The sequence below is a fragment of the Bilophila sp. genome (genome assembly GCF_057864385.1).
This window is the reverse complement of record NZ_DBMAFI010000063.1, coordinates 1-17,838: the sequence shown is the minus strand read 5'-3', so window position 1 is coordinate 17,838 and position 17,838 is coordinate 1. Positions and strand designations below refer to the sequence as shown.

Genomic DNA, 17,838 nt, shown 5'->3' with positions numbered 1-17,838 from the left:
TTGGCGTTGAGCCTCCCGTCCGGCGTCACCGGCACATGAAGGAAGTGCATGTGCGGCGTCTTTTCATCCATGTGAACCATTGCGGAAATGACATTCTCCGCGCCCACAAACTCCGTGAGAAAGGCTTTGCTCTCCTCAAAGAAACGCCTTGTTTCCTCCGGCGTGAGGCCATCAAAAAACGCCTTGTCCGAGGTGACGATAAGCCCGCACATGCGCACGGCGTCCTTTCTCACGGCCTTGACCAGCAGGAGATCGTCAATGCGGTTCTGAATGGCCTCGGCATAGTTCGATGAGGCGACTTCGTGCAGCTCGTAGTTCGCCGCGCTCCTGTCGTAGTCAATATCGGGGTTGCTGTGGCTCTCCCGTTCCCGCCGGTTGTGGCTCTGGATGCCGCGTATGGCTTCCTTTTTGAATTTGTCCATGTGGAGTACGAGATAGGACATGGCAATACTTCCTTGTATCAATGGATGTCCCGTTCTTTCTGTGTCAGGAATCCGGGACACTTTTTCAGTTTACGCGGGACAAGAATTGAAAATCTGTTCGGATTTGGCTGGACTTCATGGGATGACAGATACGATGAATATTGCAGGTGTCCCGCTGTACCGGTGCTTAGGCAGCGGTACAGCGGGACACCTGGAAAATGGTCAAGCGAGACCTTCCAGTTTTCTTTTCAATCTGTGGACAGACGATTTTGATTTTCCCATTTCCTCGGCGCAGTCACGAATGCTGTATCCCTCGCCGAGCAGCCTTTTCAATTCCTCCAGTTCCACATCTTCAATGTCCCGAACCCGCCAATGCAGGGCATTGCCTTCGGTAATCAGGTTGGCCTCAAAGGGTTTGGCGTCATCGCCCAATATGCCCCGCGCCTTGGTCAGGTGAACTTCAAAACGTGCGCCTTCGGCCATGCTGTATTCCCTGGGCCTGCGCAGACTGATCACCGTGTCCATAATGTCTTCTCTGGCGCTGGTGCCGCGCTGGTCGCCGGATTTTCCGGCATGATGGATAAGCAGGACGGTCATCCCTCTGCGGCGTAATTCCAGCAACCACGCCTGCATGGTCTGCCAGGACTGAGACTCGTTTTCCTTTCCGGTGCGGCACAGGGTTGCGATGTTGTCCAGCACAACCATGTCCACGTCTTTCAGAAACGGCTCAATCATGGCCTGCCCACCGGCGGTGGACAAATCCGGCATGGGACAGGGCTGCAAATCCGGTGTGATGAGCGCCATGTTTTTCAACGTATGAGGGGGAATGGACATGCCGTTGACAAGAGCGGAAAGGCGGTTCTGCATGGATGTGGCGGGCATTTCCCCATCCACATACAGCGTCCGTTTGGGCATCGGCGCACGCCAGTTGAACACGGCTCCGCCGGAAGCCACCGCAACGGCGATGCTCAACGCGGCGAATGTCTTGCCTATGCCGCGCGGGGCGTACAGGATGCCTATGCCCTGTACCGGAAGAACGGGCGATAAAAGATACCCCCGTTCAGGTATGGACATGGAAAGAAATTCGCCCATGTCCAGAGCGATAAGACCTTGCTGTTTGGTCAGCGCCGTTTCCAGTTGCGAGCGGACGGCCTCAATGCTTTCAATCTGGTGAAGGTCATTAAAATCCGTACCGTTGTCGTCGGTGAAGTGGGGAAACAGAAGTTGAGCGTTTGCGAGGCCGGCTGCATCCTCCCCCTTCCTGAGTCCGGCTTCGTCATTGTCGCCGCAAATGATGATGGTCTTGTCCGGAAAGCGTTCTTTCACGGTCTTGGCCACTCTCGCGAGATTGTTTGCGGAAAAGGCCACATAAACCGTCCAGCCTGTGGCAAGATGGATACTTGTACCGGTGGCAAACCCCTCACAAACGGCAACGGGCTTTTCCGACTGCCCCTGAATGATGAATTGTCCTCCAGATACCTTGCCGCCCACGAGAAAACGCTTTGTTCCATCAGGATAGATGCGTTGCAGACTTTGCAGATTGTTTGCGGCATCCATAACAGGAATAAGCAGAGAGCCGTCCCGTGCCTGCCGTATGCTTTCCAAAGCTGTAATGCCCTTGCGGTGCAGATAGGGATGGTTGGCGTCGCACCTTCGTGCCGAGTTCCATTCCTGTCTGGCCAGTTGAGCTGCTTCAGCATGGCGTTCGGCATATTCCGCTTCGCGTTGCCGCTGTATGGAGTGTTGACGTTCCCGCCATGCGGAAAGTTCGGACACGGAAAGCGTTTGCTTTTCTTCTGTGCAGAACGTGCCCTGTTCACCGTTTTCCCAGTTGCACCACCAAAGTGTCGCAGGGATATCGACATGCGCGATATATGCGCCGTTCTGTTTGTGCGGTTTGGTCTGGGTGGGACAGCGATGCAGTTTTCCGTCCGCCATGATTTCGGCCGGAATCAATCCCTTGTCGGTCAGGATGTCCCGAAAGGTTTGCAGGGGATTACTCATGCTCTTCCCCCTGCCTGCCAAGACGTTCGATGAAAGCGGCAATATCCTCTGCTCTCCAGACCGTAGTTCTGGGACCGAGTTTCACGGGTTTGGGATAACGTCCGGTGCGACACCCCTCCCACCATGCGCTCTTGCTTATGGGAATCATGCTGAGAACCTGAGGCAGACGCAGAAGGCCGTGGACGGGGATGGGAGCTTGATGCTGTTTCATAAAAAAAATCTCCTGAATCTGGTTGGATTTCAGGAGAATCTGGCACACGTCAAACAATTCCCGTGAGGGAATCGGACGGGAAAATGACGGGAAAATCTAAAAAAGATGGGAAAGCGACAGGCTGGTCACGCCTTGATTATGGTGTATGTCTCCGCTTCCTTGAGGAGCATATCCATCAAATTGCGATAGGATTTGTCGTCCCTGTACTCTTTGCCCGCAAGCAAGCGCCCCACATGTGTCTTTCTGCCCTGCGGGGTTTTGTGACTGGTCTCGGATTTTTGAGGACCACACCAGTACAGAAGAACATAAGCGATGACCGAAAGAGGATACTTTTCTTTCATGGCGTCACGGACAGCCGCATCCGGCCTTCCTTCCCAAACGGCTCCGGGAATACGAAAAACGAGTTTTCCATCCTGTGGCGACCTTTCACACAGGGGAACTGCCGCCGCTTTGTCGGCAACGGACGATTCCGGCGGAGCTGCCCGTAAAAGGGATTCCACAAGGGCGCGGGTGATGCCTTTTACTTCCCGGCGCAGGGGATAATGGCGGAGCTGCCTGATGGCGGCGTCCCTGTCCACCATTATGGTATCGGTAAAGATATGCGCAATGAAGTGATAACTTGAGGCGGGAATGGAGAATATCGGCTTCTCAAAGAGAGGCGAGTCCGGTGAATACTGCTCGAAGATGTCTTCTGTTTTCAGTCTCTCTAGACTGCTGAACAGAAATTCTCGTTCCTTGGGAAAGACAGACGCCGTATCTTCAAAGGATTCCTCAAGAATAACATCCAGTCCATATCGCAGGGAGTCAAGAGGAACAACTGTCGATATCCTTCTGAAAAATTCCATCACATCAAAGCCAAGCAAATATGTCTGAATGCCCGCATCCGGGTCTGGCACTGAAGGAAATTCCGGCATCTGCGTTCCATATGCGACATGGCTGCCCGCAACAAATGCCTGCCAGCAATTTTCATAGGTCGTGTGCCATAGCCCCAGAGGCTGAACGGCGTCAGGCCAGAGTGCCTGAACAAGCATTTCGCCTTCTCTGGCGGTCAGTCCATACGCCTGCCGCACTCTGCCTATGGTCATGTTCTGTCGGTCTGTCATGGAGGAAAGGATACCCTGTCGCCAAAAGATGGACAACAAAAAACAGCGGCAGGAATTGTCATCTACCTTCCGTACCGCTGTTTATCGAAAACAGGCGTTATCAGCTATACCACGCCCGAATGATATCCATGTCGTCATAGCCGTATTGTCTCATACGGTCCTTTTCTTCTTCGCTCCAGCCTGTTTCGTTGCTCGTCACCTGTGTCTCGCCTTCTATTTTTCCGATGGAGATACGAGCATCACGGTCGCTCATGGTGTCCTCTTTCATGCCTCCTCCCTGCTTTTTTTATGTTGTGTGTTGCGTAATCCGTCCAGATAGTCAGCCCAATCCTGCATCATCTTTCGACGCTCAGGCAGATATTCCGCATAATTGTATGCCGCCCGCACTTCGTCTTGTTCCCCGTGGGCAAGCTGCCGCTCTATCCAGTCCCGGTTATAGCCGAGTTCATTGAGCAATGTGGAAGCGATGGAGCGAAAGCCGTGCACGCTCATTTCGTGTTTCTGGTAGCCCATGCGCCGGAGCGCATTGAGCATGGTCGCATCAGAAATGGGCCGCACCTCCGTGCGGATGGAGGGAAAGAGGAATTTTCCCTCCCCGGAGTATTTCTTAAGTTCCCGAAGAATGGATATTGCCTGTCGGGACAGGGGCACAAGATGCTGGCGGCGCATTTTCATGCGTTCCGCAGGGATACGCCATTCCCCGGCCTCAAGGTCAAATTCTTTCCATTGAGCGGCCCGCAATTCCGTGGGACGGGTGAAGACCAGCGGAGCCAGCTTCAAAGCGCAGATCAGAGGAAAATAACCCTCGTAGGCGTCGATATCCCGCAGAAGCTGACCGACTTTCTCCGGTTCCAGCACTGCCGCCCGGTGAACAGTTTTTCGCGGTCGTAAGGCTCCCCGCAGATCGGCTGCGACATTGTGTTTCGCCCGGCCCGTGATGACCGCATAGCGGAACACCTGACTGATGATTTGCAATACTCTCCGGGAAGTCTCGTAGTTTCCCCTCTGTTCCAGAGGCTTGACGACCTCCATAACGTCCCGTGTCTCAAGTTTGGCGATATGCGTCTTGCCGATGGCCGGAAAAATGTAGGTCTCCAGCCGGTACATGACAGTTCCCTGATGCTTTTCGGAAAACTCCGCCATACGGGTTTCATGCCATTCTCTGGCGATATTCTGGAAGCTGTCGCGTTCCGCGATGGCTCTGGCCTGTCGTATCTGCCGTTTATGGTCTGAGGGGTCGATTCCCCTGGACAACATACGCTTCGCCTCTTCGCGGCGTTCTCTGGCGTCCTTGAGTGATACGGTGGGATATTCCCCGAAACTGAGCAGCTTGCTCTTGCCGTCAAAACGGTAGGCCATTCTCCAGAGCTTGCTTCCGTTGGCGGGAACGAAAAGAAACAGACCGCCGCCGTCAAAATACTTGCGGGGCTTCACGTCGGGTTTCAGACTGCGGATGTGGGTATCGGTAAGAGGCATGGGCACTCCTTGGCTGTCGTTGGACGAAGAGATACCCCCATGGATAAAAATATTTTTGATTCCGCGCGGTTATTCATGTAGGTATCAGAAATGTCGTACCACATTTCTACCTACGGATATACCCATAAAATGTTTGGATGCAAGCGGACGAGGCTGGACTTCGGGAAACCATACTGGAAAGAAAAAACAAAGAATGCCAAGGTCTTTTGGACCTTGGCATTCTTCTTTGTACCTAAATTTGGCGTCCCCAAGCGGATTTGAACCGCTGTTGACGGCGTGAAAGCCGTTTTACATGCGCCTACCGCCATTATATTTCAATGAGTTATAGCACATTGAGGGGCATAAAATGTCACCAAAACTCTCTGTGCTTGTAACCCGCTTTTGTAACCCATGCTCTCGGCGCGCCGTCCTGTTTTTGCCCGCTGAAAGTATCCCTTCTCACACCGTCCTTTCTCTTCCTGTCTTCTCTCACGGCTCCGTCTTCTCTTCCTGGAGTCGTCTTCTTCGCCCTCTGCTCCCTCAAAAAATCTGCCCTGTTCCCGTGCTGAAAAAGCACCGCTGGAGGCTTCTTCCGCATCTGAAGCGGCCCAGGATTCTGCCGCGTCTCATGTGCGAAGAGGTCTTCTGTTGAAGCCTCTGCCATCCCCCCGGCAAACAGCACTCTGCCTGCTCAGGTTCCTCAGATCCCTTCAGACCGATCGGCGATTCCTCAAGCGCCGCTTTGTCAGGGCGCCACCAGCAATCCTTTGCAGGTCATGCGACAGGCGCAGTTCAGCGCAACCTGCCTCAAGGTTTTGAGGATGAAAAAGGCTTCGGAAAAACAAAAAGCCGTCAGGTGGCACCCCAACGGCTTCTTGCAGAACATTTGTTCTTTCTCAAAAGAATCTGAAAGAACAATAGCTGAATTACCGGCTGTTGTCAATATTCAGCTCTGCAAAAGTATCTTTTTCCTTGGCCTGGAGAAAGACATATGGAGACATTTTCGCCTAAAGGAAAAATTTTTGGTCCTATTCTTCCACAATTTATTTTGGAAAAGCGCATCACACTTGGAGCAAAGGTCATGTATGCCTTACTGTGCAACTATGCTTCTGAAAAAGATCATTGTTGGCCGTCCCATGCCACTCTTGCTTCTCGCCTGTCATGCAGCATCAGCAGTGTAAAAAATTATCTTGCTGAACTGGTGCGTGAAAATCTCATTGCCATACGAAAGGAGCATTACCGCTCTTCTGTGTATTACCTTATAAGACCTGAACATAATAATAACGCTGACGAGTCAAATTCTGAAAGAAGTGAACGAGTTTTTACCTGCAACAAGTCAAGTTCTGGCTACATAAATAATTTTAACAAACAAAAACAAGAAAAAAACACCCCCCTTCCCCCCAAAACGACAGAAGAGACTCCGCAGCCTACGGCTCTCTCTGCGCCTTCGGCGGGGTGTGGGATTTCTTCTGAACAGGATTTTGAAAACGTATGGAATCTCTATCCCAAAAAAGAGGCAAAAGGCTTCGCCCGGCTTGCCTGGTTCCGTCTGGCCCGTTGCGGTCAGCTTCCTCCCGTATCTGAACTTCACGCCGCTCTTCAGCATTGCATGGCTCAGGAAAGCTGGCACCGGGAACAGGGACGATTCATCCCCCAGCTTGGAAACTGGCTTCGCGGGCAGCGATGGCTTGATGCCCTTTCTTCCGGCTCTCCTTCGGGACAGCGGCCTGATCCCGGCGTGCAAAAGGCCATGCAGGAAAGAGAGGAACAAGAAAAACGCATCCAGGAACGGCAGAAAGCGGAAAAAGAAAGACTGCGTCCTCTCTTCCGGGCATTTGCGGAAAAATTTGACGCTCCCTTCAACGAGGCCATGGCTTTCGGCATCTGGCTGCATTTGCACTCCATTCACAGCGCTCCCGCTGCCGAAGATGTTCCTGCGGACAACACCAGGAGCATTGTAGCCTTTCTTCTTGAGTACCGTCGGAAAGTACAGGAACGACGATATACACCCACCGCTGCCAACGTGCAGACGCCGATTTCCTATTTTCACCGCCCGGAGCTGCTGTTCGGCAGAAATTCCGAATCCCCAGTCATACCGACATACGCATAAGGAGCTACCGTGAATCAACTGATTTCTTTAGGAATACTGGCTCTGCTTTCGCTGCCGTGGGACGCCCAGGCAGAGACTTCCGCCGCATCTCGGACGCCTCTTTCCCCCGCAACAATGGCGACCGTTCACGGGCAATCCGCCGACTCGGCCTCCTTGCCCGAAGAATCGGCACAGAAAGCGCCCGCCCCCTCAGGTTCGGACCTGAAAAAGGCCCAGGAAGCGCAGGCGCTTTTTGAGGAAAGTCTGCGGCAGATGATGCCGCTGGATAAGGAGCACATACAGGAATACCGGAAACGGTCGGATCAGCGTGAACGAGCGCTTTTGCCCGTTTCCCCCGACCTGCAGACCCGAACGGTGCGCGTCACGCTGGAACCAGGTCGTGAGCCGGTCAAGGTATTTACCACGGCCAACATCGCCACCTCGCTGGTTTTTCATGACTCCACAGGTCAGCCGTGGCCCATTACTTCCGTGACCAACGGAGGACCTTCCTCGTTTCAGGTTCTCCGCCCGGAACTGCCGGAAGGCAATCTGCTCAATGTCATGCCCATACAGGGCTATGCCACGTCAACCCTCGTAGTCACTCTGGAAAATCGGGACATACCGCTGGTCATCAGGCTTGAGTCGGATTCCGTCCGCGCTCCTGAACGCAAAGCCGACGCGCTGGTGCTGATTCAGCTCGCCCACCATGGTCCGAAGGCTGCAATTCCCCTGACCAGCACCATCAAGGAAACCGCCAGCTCCGCCATGCTGTCCTTTCTTGACCGTGTCCCCCCGGATGATGCCGTGCGTCTTCGCTCCGAACCGGATTCGGATGCCGTGATGGCCTGGAAATACAACGGAAAACACTACGTCAGAACCACGCACAGCCTGATGTGGCCGGCATGGACTGCCGTCGTCAACGGGGCAGGCTCCACCAAATGTTACGAGCTGCCCGTCACGACAAGAATCATGCTTTCCCGTGAAGGAAGAGTGCAGACCATCCTTCTGAAAAATACTCTCAAATAAGGCGGACACATGGCTATCACCAGCACGGAAAAAAAGCGGCGATTCATACTCTTCAGCCTTCTGGGGCTGGCTGCCGCCGTTGTCATTGTTCTTGCCTCGTTTCTGCTGTTCACGCCGGAAAAGCCGTCCGGCACCTCAAAAATGGCATCGGCAAGAACGGAAGCCGTAAGCGGGCAGGCGGGCGGCGTCGGCTCTGAGGAATACAACCAGAAGTTGAAGGAACACGACGCGCAACAGGCCAACGCGGCGCTTCAAAGCGGTGCGAGTTTCATTCCCACGCCGATAGGAGAAAAAAAGTCCGTTGTCGTCAAGAAGCAGGATACCCCTCCGTCGCCTCCGCCGGTTGCTCAGGTACGCACCGTGCCTGTTCAGACGCCGCGCACGGACAACGCCATGCTCAAAAGGATGATGGATGACCTGGCCGAACTGGACACCAGGCTGGCCAGCGCTTCCGTGGGTCAGGGACAAATCGCCTATGTCCGGGAGTTCCCGGATGAGACCGGCCAGCAGGAATCCGAAAAACAGCCTGCCTCCGGGACGCCGTCGGTCGCTGCATCCTCCAGACCTGCGGTGAAACCGGGCGACCTGTTGTACGCCATCATAGATGTGGGAGTGAACTCCGATGTTCCGTCCGCCGTGCTGGCGACCGTCACCTCAGGCACATACAGAAATGCCCGCCTCACAGGCTCTTTCCAGCGCCATGACGAACGCCTTGTGCTGGCCTTCAATCGGATCATTCTGCCCTCCGGCGAAACCATCCAGGTGGAATCCTATGCCGTTGATCCCACCACCTCGGAAGCCTCGGTCGCCAGTTCCGTGGACACTCATTTCTTCAGCCGGTGGGGCGGTCTGGTCGCCTCGGCGTTTCTGGAAGGACTGGGTACGGCCAAACGCTACAGCGGTGCCCAGAGTACCATCTACGGCTACGGCAACGACGTAAGCGACCAGATGGTCTGGAACACCTATAGCGTCAGCGATCAGGCATGGATTGCCGCCGGAAAGGTCGGCGAGAAGGCCGGAAAAATCTTTGAAAGAAACTTCGACCGACCGCCCACCGTCAGGCTCGAAAGCGGCACGCCCGTGGGCGTGCTGGTCATGAACGTCAAGGACAGGTGACGCCATGGAAAATTACGTTGCCAACGTCATTCCGCATTTGCAGCAATGGTGGCCCGTTATCATCCGGCTTGCCTATCTCATCGGCATTGTCTTTGCCGTTGTCTCCCTTGTTCAGGCCGTCAGCCGGAAACAACGCTTCAACCGCTCCACGGCGGTCTGGAGCTTCATCTGTGCCGTTCTGCTGCTGAATCTTCCCGCGCTCATGGATTCTCTGTCCATGACGGTTTTCAACCAAAGCTCGGAACAGGCACTGAGCTACAGCCCGCCTTCGTCCCCCGGTTCCATCTATATCCAGTTCGCCGTGTACGCCATTGCCTCCATCGGCGTCATCGGCATTGCGCGGGGGCTGTGTCTCATACGCGACACGCCGAACCAGAGCATGAATCTCAGCCGGGGCCTTGTCCATCTGTTCGGAGGCATTCTCGCGGTCAACCTTGTCACTTTCCTGCGCGGCCTGGGGGCCACGGTAGGCGGTGACGTGCAAACATACATCGCCAACATCATTGGCTGAGTACGGAGGACTCTATGAACTTCATCAATCATCAGCTCTCCATTTCCCCGCTGCGCTGTACTGCCGCCGTTATCGGTGTCGCCGCCGTATGGCTCCTCATGCCTGAGATTGTCCAGGCTGCCGTCACCTTCGGAGAAATCGGCGAAAATGTGGCGGAAAACGCCAAAGGCGTCGCCAAGGGCGTCACCCTTGCCGGATACGCCTCCGGTGCGGGCATGGGCGTCTGGGGTTGCGTGGACATGTACAAAGCCTCATACAGTACAATCCCGTTCATATTTGTCTAAAATATATTGTTATTAATGAATAATTTTATTTTTCATCGTCCAGATGGATTTCACTGGACACATAGACATACCCCATTTTTTGGGGTATGTCTTGGGGTAAATGAACCTGAAAAGGAGGACTACCCCATGTCGTTGACCGATACCGCAATCCGCGCCGCCAAACCGGCTGAAAAGCAGCAGAAACTCTTTGACGCCAAAGGGCTGTACCTGCTCATCATGCCGAGCGGCACAAAAAGCTGGAGGCTGAAATACCATTTTCAAGGCAAGGAAAAGCTGATTTCCCTCGGAACCTATCCCGCAACATCCCTGAAAGAGGCAAGGGAAAAAGCCGCCGATGCCAGAAAAGCCATTGAGAACGGTATCGACCCGTCCGCTCAACGGAAACTGAACAAGCAGCTTGCACAGAACACCTTTGAGCTGGTGGCGATGGAATGGATTGAACGCCAAAAGACCAAATGGTCGCCGAGCTATGCGGACACGACCTACCGGCGGCTGAAACGAAACCTTTTCCCGTTCATCGGCTCCAAACCTGTAAATACCATAACCGCCCCTGAACTTCTGGCCTTGCTGCGGAAAGTTGAGGCTCGAGGCATCATAGGCACAGCGCACGCGCTCAAAAATCACTGCTCCTGCATCATGCGCTATGCCATTGCCACCGGCCGTGCGGAACGTGACCCGGCGGCGGATTTGCGCAGCGCTCTCATGCCTCATGTAAAAAAACACCGGCCCGCCCTGACGACACCGGAGAAGGTGGGACGGCTGATGCACGCCATCTACAACTATCAGGGGTCGCTGGTCGTCAGGAGCGCCTTGCAGATTATGGCCTTTACCTTTTGCCGGACAACCGAAATCCGTTGCGCTGAATGGCAAGAGTTCGACTTTGAGAACAACATCTGGCGTATCCCGGCGGAGCGCATGAAAATGCGGCGCGACCATCTTGTTCCCCTCAGCAGGCAGACGTTAACCGTTCTGGAAAAATTGCGGGCGTATTCCGGCGGCACTCAGTACGTCTTTCCCAGCTACCATTCCGAAACCGTTCCTTTTGGAAAAACCGCCCTGCAAAGAGCCATACGCCGCATGGGCTTTGAAGAAGATGAAATGTGCCCGCACGGTTTTCGCGCTATGGCATCCACCCTTCTCAACGAACTCGGCTATAACCGTGACTGGATTGAGCGCCAGCTTGCCCACGCCCCCACGGAGCAGATACGCGGGATTTACAACCGGGCTGAATACCTGCCCGAACGCCGCCGTATGCTTCAGGATTGGGCCGACTATCTTGACGGTCTGAGAAGTAAAGCCCGTCAGGAGGTTGACCTTGAATAAAACATGAGGAGACACCCTATGAAAAAACTGACGGAGGATTCCTTTCTACGCCTGCCGCAGGTTCTTGAACGTATCCCCATCAGCAAAAGCGCATGGTGGCAGGGCTGCAAGGAAGGCCGTTTTCCCAAACCGATAAAGCTGGGGCCGCGCACTTCGGTATGGCGTTCTTCCGACATCGCCGCTCTCATCAAACAGCTTTCCCTGCAATCTGTTCAGGAGGAAAAAACCGAGGCACGGAAATAACATGAATACACCATCCGACCCATTCCCAAAAGGCGGCGCGACCAGGGCATGAACCTTGATCGCGCCGCTTCTTTTTGTATCATATCCCGCCTGGGCTTCTCCATTCCCCGCTGCTGTTGCCCTCATCGGGCGGGGTGTGTCCTCTTCGGCTCCACCCTGTTCCTTTACCGGCTCCAAGCCGGAAGCCTTGTCAAACAGAGCCTTCAACTTAGTGAGCGGAACCGATACCCCGTTTTCCGCGAGCAAGCCCCGTATATCCCGCAACGTATACCCCTGCCGCATGGCCCTTTTGATGTCATTGACCAGAAATTCCGCAACTTCTCCGCGTGTCTTTCCAGCCTCTTTCACCGGGAGGCTTCGGAGTTTTTTCCGGGCGGCCTCTATCTGTTCCATTGTATATCGTCGAGCCGTTGCCATAAGCATTACCTGCCTTGTCACTTTTTTTCCCGCTTACCATAGTGAAGACGTTATTTACAACCAAGCTTCATGGACGGTAATACTCTGTAGAATATTACAGTAATACATGTCAGACAAATATGGACAATCATTTTTTTATCATATTCATTTTCATAGCCTGATTTTCTTTTTGAACTCAGTGTTCAGAGAAAAACAATGCAGTCTTTTTACTTTTTTATCTAGCCTTCAATGTAATTTTTCATCTATGCTTGCGCTAAAAGTGGAAGCACGGCACGGGCAATGCTTCCCACGAAACGATGAAAGGCAGTCCCAAAGACCGTGGGGAGTTCTTCTTTACAGGATGGTAGCTGTCTGACGCCAGCTAACATCCTGCCAAAGGCTTCGCCTCTGGACTCCCAAAAAGCGTTCGGCGCTTCGCTTCTCACGCTCTCAAGAGGCAGGAAAGACAGATGGAAAAACGGAAGGCGACAACCAGATTTCAGAAGCGGCGGACGCTCAGGCTTACCGCCGAGGAAGACGAGAGAATAGCCCTGCAAGCCGTGACGGCCGGAACCTCCGTTTCCGAGTATATGCGGCGACTGTTCTTCGGCGGCAGGCCTATCATCGCCAAAACGGACGACCAGACCATCCGGGAACTGCGACGGCTTGGGGGATTGCTCAAGCATCATTTTGATGTCGTGAAACGAACAGGAAATACTGGCACTCTTTCGGAACTGGACGCCACATTGCGGGCAATCCGGCGAGCTATCGAAGCTCTGAGCGAAAGACGATGATTATCAAAAAGCTCAAGCGTACCAGCTTCAAAAAATCCAAGGCCGTCATGATTAGCGGTCTGGTGGACTATATCCTTGCCGAACATGACGACAGGGGCAAGGACAAACTCGCCTATGCTGGAAGCAGAAACTTTCTGACCACGACTGTTGCCGCCCAAAAAAGGGAAATGATTTCTCTTGCCGAGGAATCCATCCAGAGCAGGATGCCGGTCACGCACTGGATTCTGTCATGGCAGGAAAACGAGCAGCCCACCCGTGAACAGGTGGACGAAGCGGTCAATCTCTTTCTCCGGGGAATGGGGCTTGCCGAACACCAGACGCTCTATGCCCTGCATAAGAACACGGGCAATTATCACCTCCATATCGCCGTGAACCGGACGCATCCCTATACGGAAAAGGTCATTCAGCCGCACAGGGGATTCGACATCGACGCGGCGCATAAAATCATTGCCGAAATCGAACACAAACAGGGGTGGGCGCCGCAGGAGAACGCCCGCTACCGCGTCAATGAGCAGGGATATGTGATCAAAAATCTCCGGCATCGGGCACAGGTAAAGCCCAAGCCGAAAGCGGAAGACTTTGAAAACGCCACGGGCGAGAAATCCGCACAGCGGATAGCGCAGGAGCGCGGCCACGCCGTCATTCAGAACGCCTCATGCTGGGAAGAGCTTCACGCCGGACTGGATTCGGTTGGTTTGCGTTTCGTGCGCAAAGGTTCCGGTGCGGTGATTTTCGTGGGAGATACGGCGGTCAAGGCATCCAGCGTAGACAGAAATTTCAGTATGTCCAAGCTGTGTAAAAGGCTCGGAGACTTCAAGCCCGGCTACTATTCCGAACGGACATTCAGCAAGCCCGCCCCGGAGCCGGTCAGCCACGTTTGCCGGGAGGAGTGGCTGGAGTATCAGAAGGAGCGGCAAAAGCGGGCCGAAGTAAGACGCCTCGCCGGAAAGAAACGGGAGGAAGAACGGCACGAACTGGAGCGGCGGCAACGGGAACGCCGCGAAGCTGCCACAGCCCATCTTGCCGCGCACGGGCTTTCCCTGCTGAATATCGCCCGGCATTTTCTGAAAGAGCAGGAACGGGAAGAAAAAACGGCTCTCCGGGACAAACCGTTTCAACCGGAACAAGCGCAACGGCTTCCGCGCTTCAAGCACTGGCTGGGTAAACGCAATCCGTATCTCGCCAACCTCTGGCGTTTCCGCAAACGGATCGCTCCCGGCGTGGAGGTCAGGAAACGTGAGTTTCCCAAGGTCGGAACTTTGTCCTCGCCCTATGCCGCCTACCGGGAAGTGGTGAAAAAACGATTTCCTGAAAAGATGGATGAATCACGGCTGGATGCGGCCATTGCCCTGTATATGCGCTGTGCCGGATACACCGTGCAGGAAGTTGTCAACGAATTGTACAGACACACCCCCGCCCGCCCCCACGGACAGAATCGGGATGAACAGATAGACTATAGCCGCAGGGTGGGCTGGTATGCCTTTGGTACAGCGGGAGATATTGATATTGCAAATATTCAGCCCACGCAGGAACAGATTCAAAAATATACTACTGAAGCCGCTAAAAAAGAAAATAATGAGCAATCTAAAATTAATAAGATATTGAGAATGCGATAAATTACTCCTTGCAAGGATAACATAATTATCAAAACTCTCAATAAATCCAAAGTTAATTCGCCTTGAGCATCTCCTTTCTTTCAACTAATTCCCCTTGCTTTTCATATAATTCAACATTTACACTTCCATGTGTATCTGTGGCCATATGTTTTTCTAAAACTAATAGTAAAGCGGGCAAGTTTGCTCTGAAGTCATTTGCTTCATCAGAAGTCACTGATATAATTTGCCATACCTTTTTAGCAAGTTCCATATCTGTCTTTGAAAATGTATATGCCGCTACAGATAATAAATGTGTATAATATATTTCTGTTGTTTGATAATTATCATAGCCGATAGTTCCATATTTTGGTGTGGTATATGTATGTGGTGTCATCCCATATGGGCCATATGTATATGTCGTGTGAGTATTAACACCAACCTGCCCAGTTATTGGTGTAGAATGATTTATGGTTGCTGTACGTCCTTTCACTTCAAAATTTACAAATACAACATAATCAGCATCATATATATTATCAACTATACGATAATTACTCTTCCTAAATGTATTTACTACACTGTCATAAACAAATTTATAATCAAAATCATTTTTATCTCTTTCGTTATCAAATATTATTTTATAACTATCATTTGCACTTTTATTTTGTTCATACTCTTGCGATGTTCTTCCATCAACAAGAACACTAAATTGGGGAGAACAGCCAGTAATACATAAAAAGATACCAATGAACAGTGATAAGCTTATTCTTTGCCGCATTTTTACCTCTATTATAATCATATAACAGCGTTAATAACGACAATTTCGGCCAATCATCCAGCCACATCCAATGACACCCGGTAATATCCCGACTTTTTTAGGGTAACTGCCGGGGTATTTTTTTGCAAATTTATTTTTATACAAAATATATCAATAAGTTGTAGTTCAAAATTTATTGACATGTACAAGGCCACCAAACGCCAGGGCGAATCGACCTATCCCGGCGGACTCATCAAGATTCTGGTCGGGGCCGTGCTGCTGGGTCTGGGAGAAACCCTCGGTTCCGGCTCGGCCACGCTTTTCGGAGCCGATCAGACCTCCGGCATGAGTGATCTCGGCCTGTAACCTCAAAGGAGACGAGGCATGAGCATGTTCAAAAAAAAGGAAACATCTTCCCTGCCGGAAGCTCCGGGGCAGGCTCTGAGCATGGAACCTCATGCCTCGTCTCCGGCCCCGGACGCGTCTGCCGTTATCGGAGGTCTCGGCTGGTACAGAACTCAGTTTCATCGCGCCATGAAACTGGCGCTGGGACTGAGCCTGGCGCTGATGGTCAGCCTGGCCGTCATTGCGCTGCTTCTGCTGAATCAGCCGAAACCCCGATATTTCGCCGCCACGCCTGATTTGCGCCTCGCGCCTCTGGTTCCTCTCGACCAGCCGCTGCTTACCCAGAGCGGGCTGCTGACGTGGGTGTCGGACACGATTACCGGGGCCATGTCGCTCAACTTTCTGGAGTGGCGCGAAAAGCTGGAAGCCGTCAGACCGAATTTCGACGACGACACGTTCAAATCCTTCCTTTCCTCTCTGGAAAGTTCCGGGATTCTGAACATGATTCAGGAAAAACGGCTTTCCGCCTCATCCGTTGCCACCGGTGCCCCGGTCATCATCGCCTCCGGGCTGGTCAGCGGGAAGGCCACATGGCGCATCGAGTTTCCCCTGATCGTTTCCTACGAATCAAGCCAGGGGGTGGAAAGCACCCAGCGTCTTATCGCCACTGTTCTTGTCTGCCGTGCCTCCACGGCCACCACCCCGCGCGGGGTGGTGATTCAACAGGTCGTTCTGAAGAGGGAATCCTGATGCTGGATAAACTTGTCAATGGCATAGACTGCGGCATACGCGCCATCTCTGAAGTCTTCGCCGGACCGGTGTACGGTTACTGCCGACTGGAAACGGTTGATGACGACGTTCTGGTGGCGGACGACGGAAGTCTCGTGAGCCTTCTGCGTCTTGAAGGTTCCCTGAAGCATGTGGGCGTAGAAGAATACGGGAGCATTGTTTCCGGTCTGACGGAAAAATTCCAGTCTTCCTTTTCCAAGCCGGGACACCTGCTTCAGGTCGTCTTTGAGTACGACCCGGAAAGCAGCGCTTCGCGAATTACCGAACTTCTTCGTCCTTCCCGGCTGACGGCACAGAATTTGGGCCTTCATATCGGCCCGCTGCTGGATGACTGGGGAGCCACGCTGCAACGCTACTGCGCTCTGGAAACCTGCTGGCTTGTTCTTTGGACAAGGCCCGCCGTTCTGCCGGATTCCCTGCGGAAAACAGCCCTGAAGGAACGCAATGCCGCCATGTCCAAGGTGCCGACGATTCCGGGATGTCAGCAGGTATCCCGTGCCGTAGCCGCGCTGCATGACGCCCATAACGGTTTTCTGACCGGCGTGATGGACGCTTTCCGTCAGGTTGACCTGCTGGTGCATCCCCTTTCGGCCCATGAGGCTCTGCGTGACATCCGCTTGTGCATTTCCCCGGAAATGACCGGTCGGGACTGGCGGCCTCTCATACCCGGCGATCCCTTGCCGCTGCGTCTGCCCGACCCCGACACAAACAGGGCGGACAGGCTGCATAACATGCTGTACCCGGATTTCAAGACACAGCTCTGGCCCCGTGAGGGAGAACTGATTTCCCGCAACGCCATACGCATCGGCGACAGAATATTCGGGCCTCTCATCATGACGCTCATGCCCCAGACGCCGAAACCGTTTCAGGAACTTTTCAGGGTACTTGCCAGGCGTGATGAACGACTGCCGTACCGCATTTCCTTCCTGCTGGAAGACGGCGGCCTGAACATGGGCCTCCGGCCCCTGCTTGCGGCCATTCTGGCCTTCAGCTCTTCGGACAACAAAAAGTTCAATAAGGCCGTCGATGCCCTGAAAGAGCTGGACCTTGAAGGTATATGCTGCATCCGGTTCCGCATCTGCTTCTGCACCTGGGCCAGCGTGACGGATTCTGAGCAGGAAGCCCATCTGCTGCTTCGGCGGCGCGTCGCGGAACTTTCCAAAACCGTTCAGGGATGGGGAACGGCGGATATTTCCGAAGCCACAGGCGACCCGCTTCTCGGTTTTACCGCGACGCTTCCCGCCATGATGCCCGTAAGTCCGGCTCCCGTCACCGCCGCGCCCTTGCAGGACGCTCTTGGCATGTTGCCGCTGCGTCCGGCGTCGCCGTGGCGGGAAGGAAGCCTGCTGTTCCGAACCCAGGACGGTAAAATCATGCC

At 53.6% G+C, this 17,838-nt stretch carries 19 protein-coding genes and 1 pseudogene; 12 read left to right on the top strand and 8 right to left on the bottom strand.

Annotated features, from left to right (window positions below; translation table 11 throughout):
* The 7 genes from mobV to ACZM8Y_RS14880 all read right to left on the bottom strand — a co-directional run.
* Nucleotides 1–443, bottom strand: a 443-nt coding sequence (gene mobV / locus ACZM8Y_RS14910; RefSeq protein ID WP_482333989.1) for a MobV family relaxase, incomplete at its 3' end; no start/stop codon positions are given.
* A 201-nt stretch (nt 444–644) separates the two neighbouring features.
* Nucleotides 645–2,426 carry an AAA family ATPase gene (locus ACZM8Y_RS14905; protein WP_482333991.1) on the bottom strand — a complete coding sequence of 594 codons (1,782 nt, stop codon included), beginning with the start codon at nt 2,424–2,426 and terminating at the stop codon, nt 645–647.
* Nucleotides 2,419–2,637 (bottom strand): helix-turn-helix transcriptional regulator, encoded by a 219-nt coding sequence (locus tag ACZM8Y_RS14900; RefSeq protein ID WP_303866802.1) that lies wholly within the window; start codon nt 2,635–2,637, stop codon nt 2,419–2,421. Before ACZM8Y_RS14900 ends, ACZM8Y_RS14905 begins: the two co-directional genes overlap by 8 nt.
* 125 nt (nt 2,638–2,762) lie before the next feature.
* Nucleotides 2,763–3,722 (bottom strand): hypothetical protein, encoded by a 960-nt coding sequence (locus ACZM8Y_RS14895; RefSeq protein ID WP_337381615.1) that lies wholly within the window; start codon nt 3,720–3,722, stop codon nt 2,763–2,765.
* 118 nt (nt 3,723–3,840) lie between these two features.
* The gene (locus tag ACZM8Y_RS14890; RefSeq protein WP_337381613.1) at nt 3,841–4,008 is read right to left on the bottom strand and encodes a hypothetical protein; all 168 of its coding nucleotides are present in this window, start codon (nt 4,006–4,008) and stop codon (nt 3,841–3,843) included.
* The gene (locus tag ACZM8Y_RS14885) at nt 4,005–5,216 is read right to left on the bottom strand and encodes a tyrosine-type recombinase/integrase (protein WP_337381611.1); all 1,212 of its coding nucleotides are present in this window, start codon (nt 5,214–5,216) and stop codon (nt 4,005–4,007) included. The genes ACZM8Y_RS14890 and ACZM8Y_RS14885 overlap by 4 nt, the downstream gene beginning before the upstream one ends.
* Nucleotides 5,217–5,565: 349 nt before the next feature.
* The gene (locus ACZM8Y_RS14880) at nt 5,566–5,859 is read right to left on the bottom strand and encodes a hypothetical protein (RefSeq protein WP_489501850.1); all 294 of its coding nucleotides are present in this window, start codon (nt 5,857–5,859) and stop codon (nt 5,566–5,568) included.
* 327 nt (nt 5,860–6,186) lie between these two features.
* Here ACZM8Y_RS14880 and ACZM8Y_RS14875 point away from each other — a divergent pair, with 327 nt between their 5' ends.
* The 9 genes from ACZM8Y_RS14875 (at nt 6,187) to traI (ending at nt 14,593) form a co-directional block, all read left to right on the top strand.
* Entirely contained in the window at nt 6,187–7,305 is a 1,119-nt protein-coding gene (locus ACZM8Y_RS14875; RefSeq protein WP_489501849.1) for a helix-turn-helix domain-containing protein, read from the top strand.
* A 9-nt stretch (nt 7,306–7,314) separates the two neighbouring features.
* Nucleotides 7,315–8,310, top strand: coding sequence for a DotH/IcmK family type IV secretion protein (locus ACZM8Y_RS14870; protein WP_489501848.1), 996 nt, complete (start codon nt 7,315–7,317; stop codon nt 8,308–8,310).
* Between the two features lie 9 nt (nt 8,311–8,319).
* The gene (locus ACZM8Y_RS14865; RefSeq protein WP_489501847.1) at nt 8,320–9,426 is read left to right on the top strand and encodes a DotG/IcmE/VirB10 family type IV secretion system protein; all 1,107 of its coding nucleotides are present in this window, start codon (nt 8,320–8,322) and stop codon (nt 9,424–9,426) included.
* 4 nt (nt 9,427–9,430) lie between these two features.
* The gene (locus ACZM8Y_RS14860; protein ID WP_279060920.1) at nt 9,431–9,937 is read left to right on the top strand and encodes a hypothetical protein; all 507 of its coding nucleotides are present in this window, start codon (nt 9,431–9,433) and stop codon (nt 9,935–9,937) included.
* A gap of 14 nt (nt 9,938–9,951) precedes the next feature.
* Entirely contained in the window at nt 9,952–10,221 is a 270-nt protein-coding gene (locus ACZM8Y_RS14855) for a hypothetical protein (RefSeq protein ID WP_077072170.1), read from the top strand.
* A 126-nt stretch (nt 10,222–10,347) separates the two neighbouring features.
* Nucleotides 10,348–11,544 (top strand): tyrosine-type recombinase/integrase, encoded by a 1,197-nt coding sequence (locus ACZM8Y_RS14850; RefSeq protein WP_489501846.1) that lies wholly within the window; start codon nt 10,348–10,350, stop codon nt 11,542–11,544.
* An 18-nt stretch (nt 11,545–11,562) separates the two neighbouring features.
* The gene (locus tag ACZM8Y_RS14845; RefSeq protein WP_427823089.1) at nt 11,563–11,787 is read left to right on the top strand and encodes a helix-turn-helix transcriptional regulator; all 225 of its coding nucleotides are present in this window, start codon (nt 11,563–11,565) and stop codon (nt 11,785–11,787) included.
* Between the two features lie 866 nt (nt 11,788–12,653).
* Complete coding sequence (locus ACZM8Y_RS14840) at nt 12,654–12,977, top strand: plasmid mobilization protein (protein ID WP_427823088.1); 324 nt, start codon at nt 12,654–12,656, stop codon at nt 12,975–12,977.
* Nucleotides 12,974–14,593, top strand: coding sequence for a TraI/MobA(P) family conjugative relaxase (traI, locus tag ACZM8Y_RS14835; protein ID WP_427823087.1), 1,620 nt, complete (start codon nt 12,974–12,976; stop codon nt 14,591–14,593). Before ACZM8Y_RS14840 ends, traI begins: the two co-directional genes overlap by 4 nt.
* Nucleotides 14,594–14,645: 52 nt before the next feature.
* On the opposite strand, the gene ACZM8Y_RS14830 is transcribed toward traI, so the two are convergent.
* Complete coding sequence (locus ACZM8Y_RS14830; RefSeq protein WP_489501845.1) at nt 14,646–15,347, bottom strand: hypothetical protein; 702 nt, start codon at nt 15,345–15,347, stop codon at nt 14,646–14,648.
* 180 nt (nt 15,348–15,527) lie between these two features.
* Here ACZM8Y_RS14830 and ACZM8Y_RS14825 point away from each other — a divergent pair, with 180 nt between their 5' ends.
* The 3 genes and pseudogenes from ACZM8Y_RS14825 to ACZM8Y_RS14815 form a co-directional block, all read left to right on the top strand.
* Nucleotides 15,528–15,692, top strand: coding sequence for a hypothetical protein (locus ACZM8Y_RS14825; RefSeq protein WP_489501844.1), 165 nt, complete (start codon nt 15,528–15,530; stop codon nt 15,690–15,692).
* A gap of 18 nt (nt 15,693–15,710) precedes the next feature.
* A complete protein-coding gene (locus tag ACZM8Y_RS14820) occupies nt 15,711–16,421 on the top strand; it encodes a DotI/IcmL/TraM family protein (protein ID WP_077073096.1) in 711 nt (236 codons plus the stop codon).
* Nucleotides 16,421–17,838: pseudogene (locus ACZM8Y_RS14815) on the top strand (hypothetical protein); the annotation flags it as partial. The gene ACZM8Y_RS14820 and the pseudogene ACZM8Y_RS14815, both read left to right, overlap by 1 nt.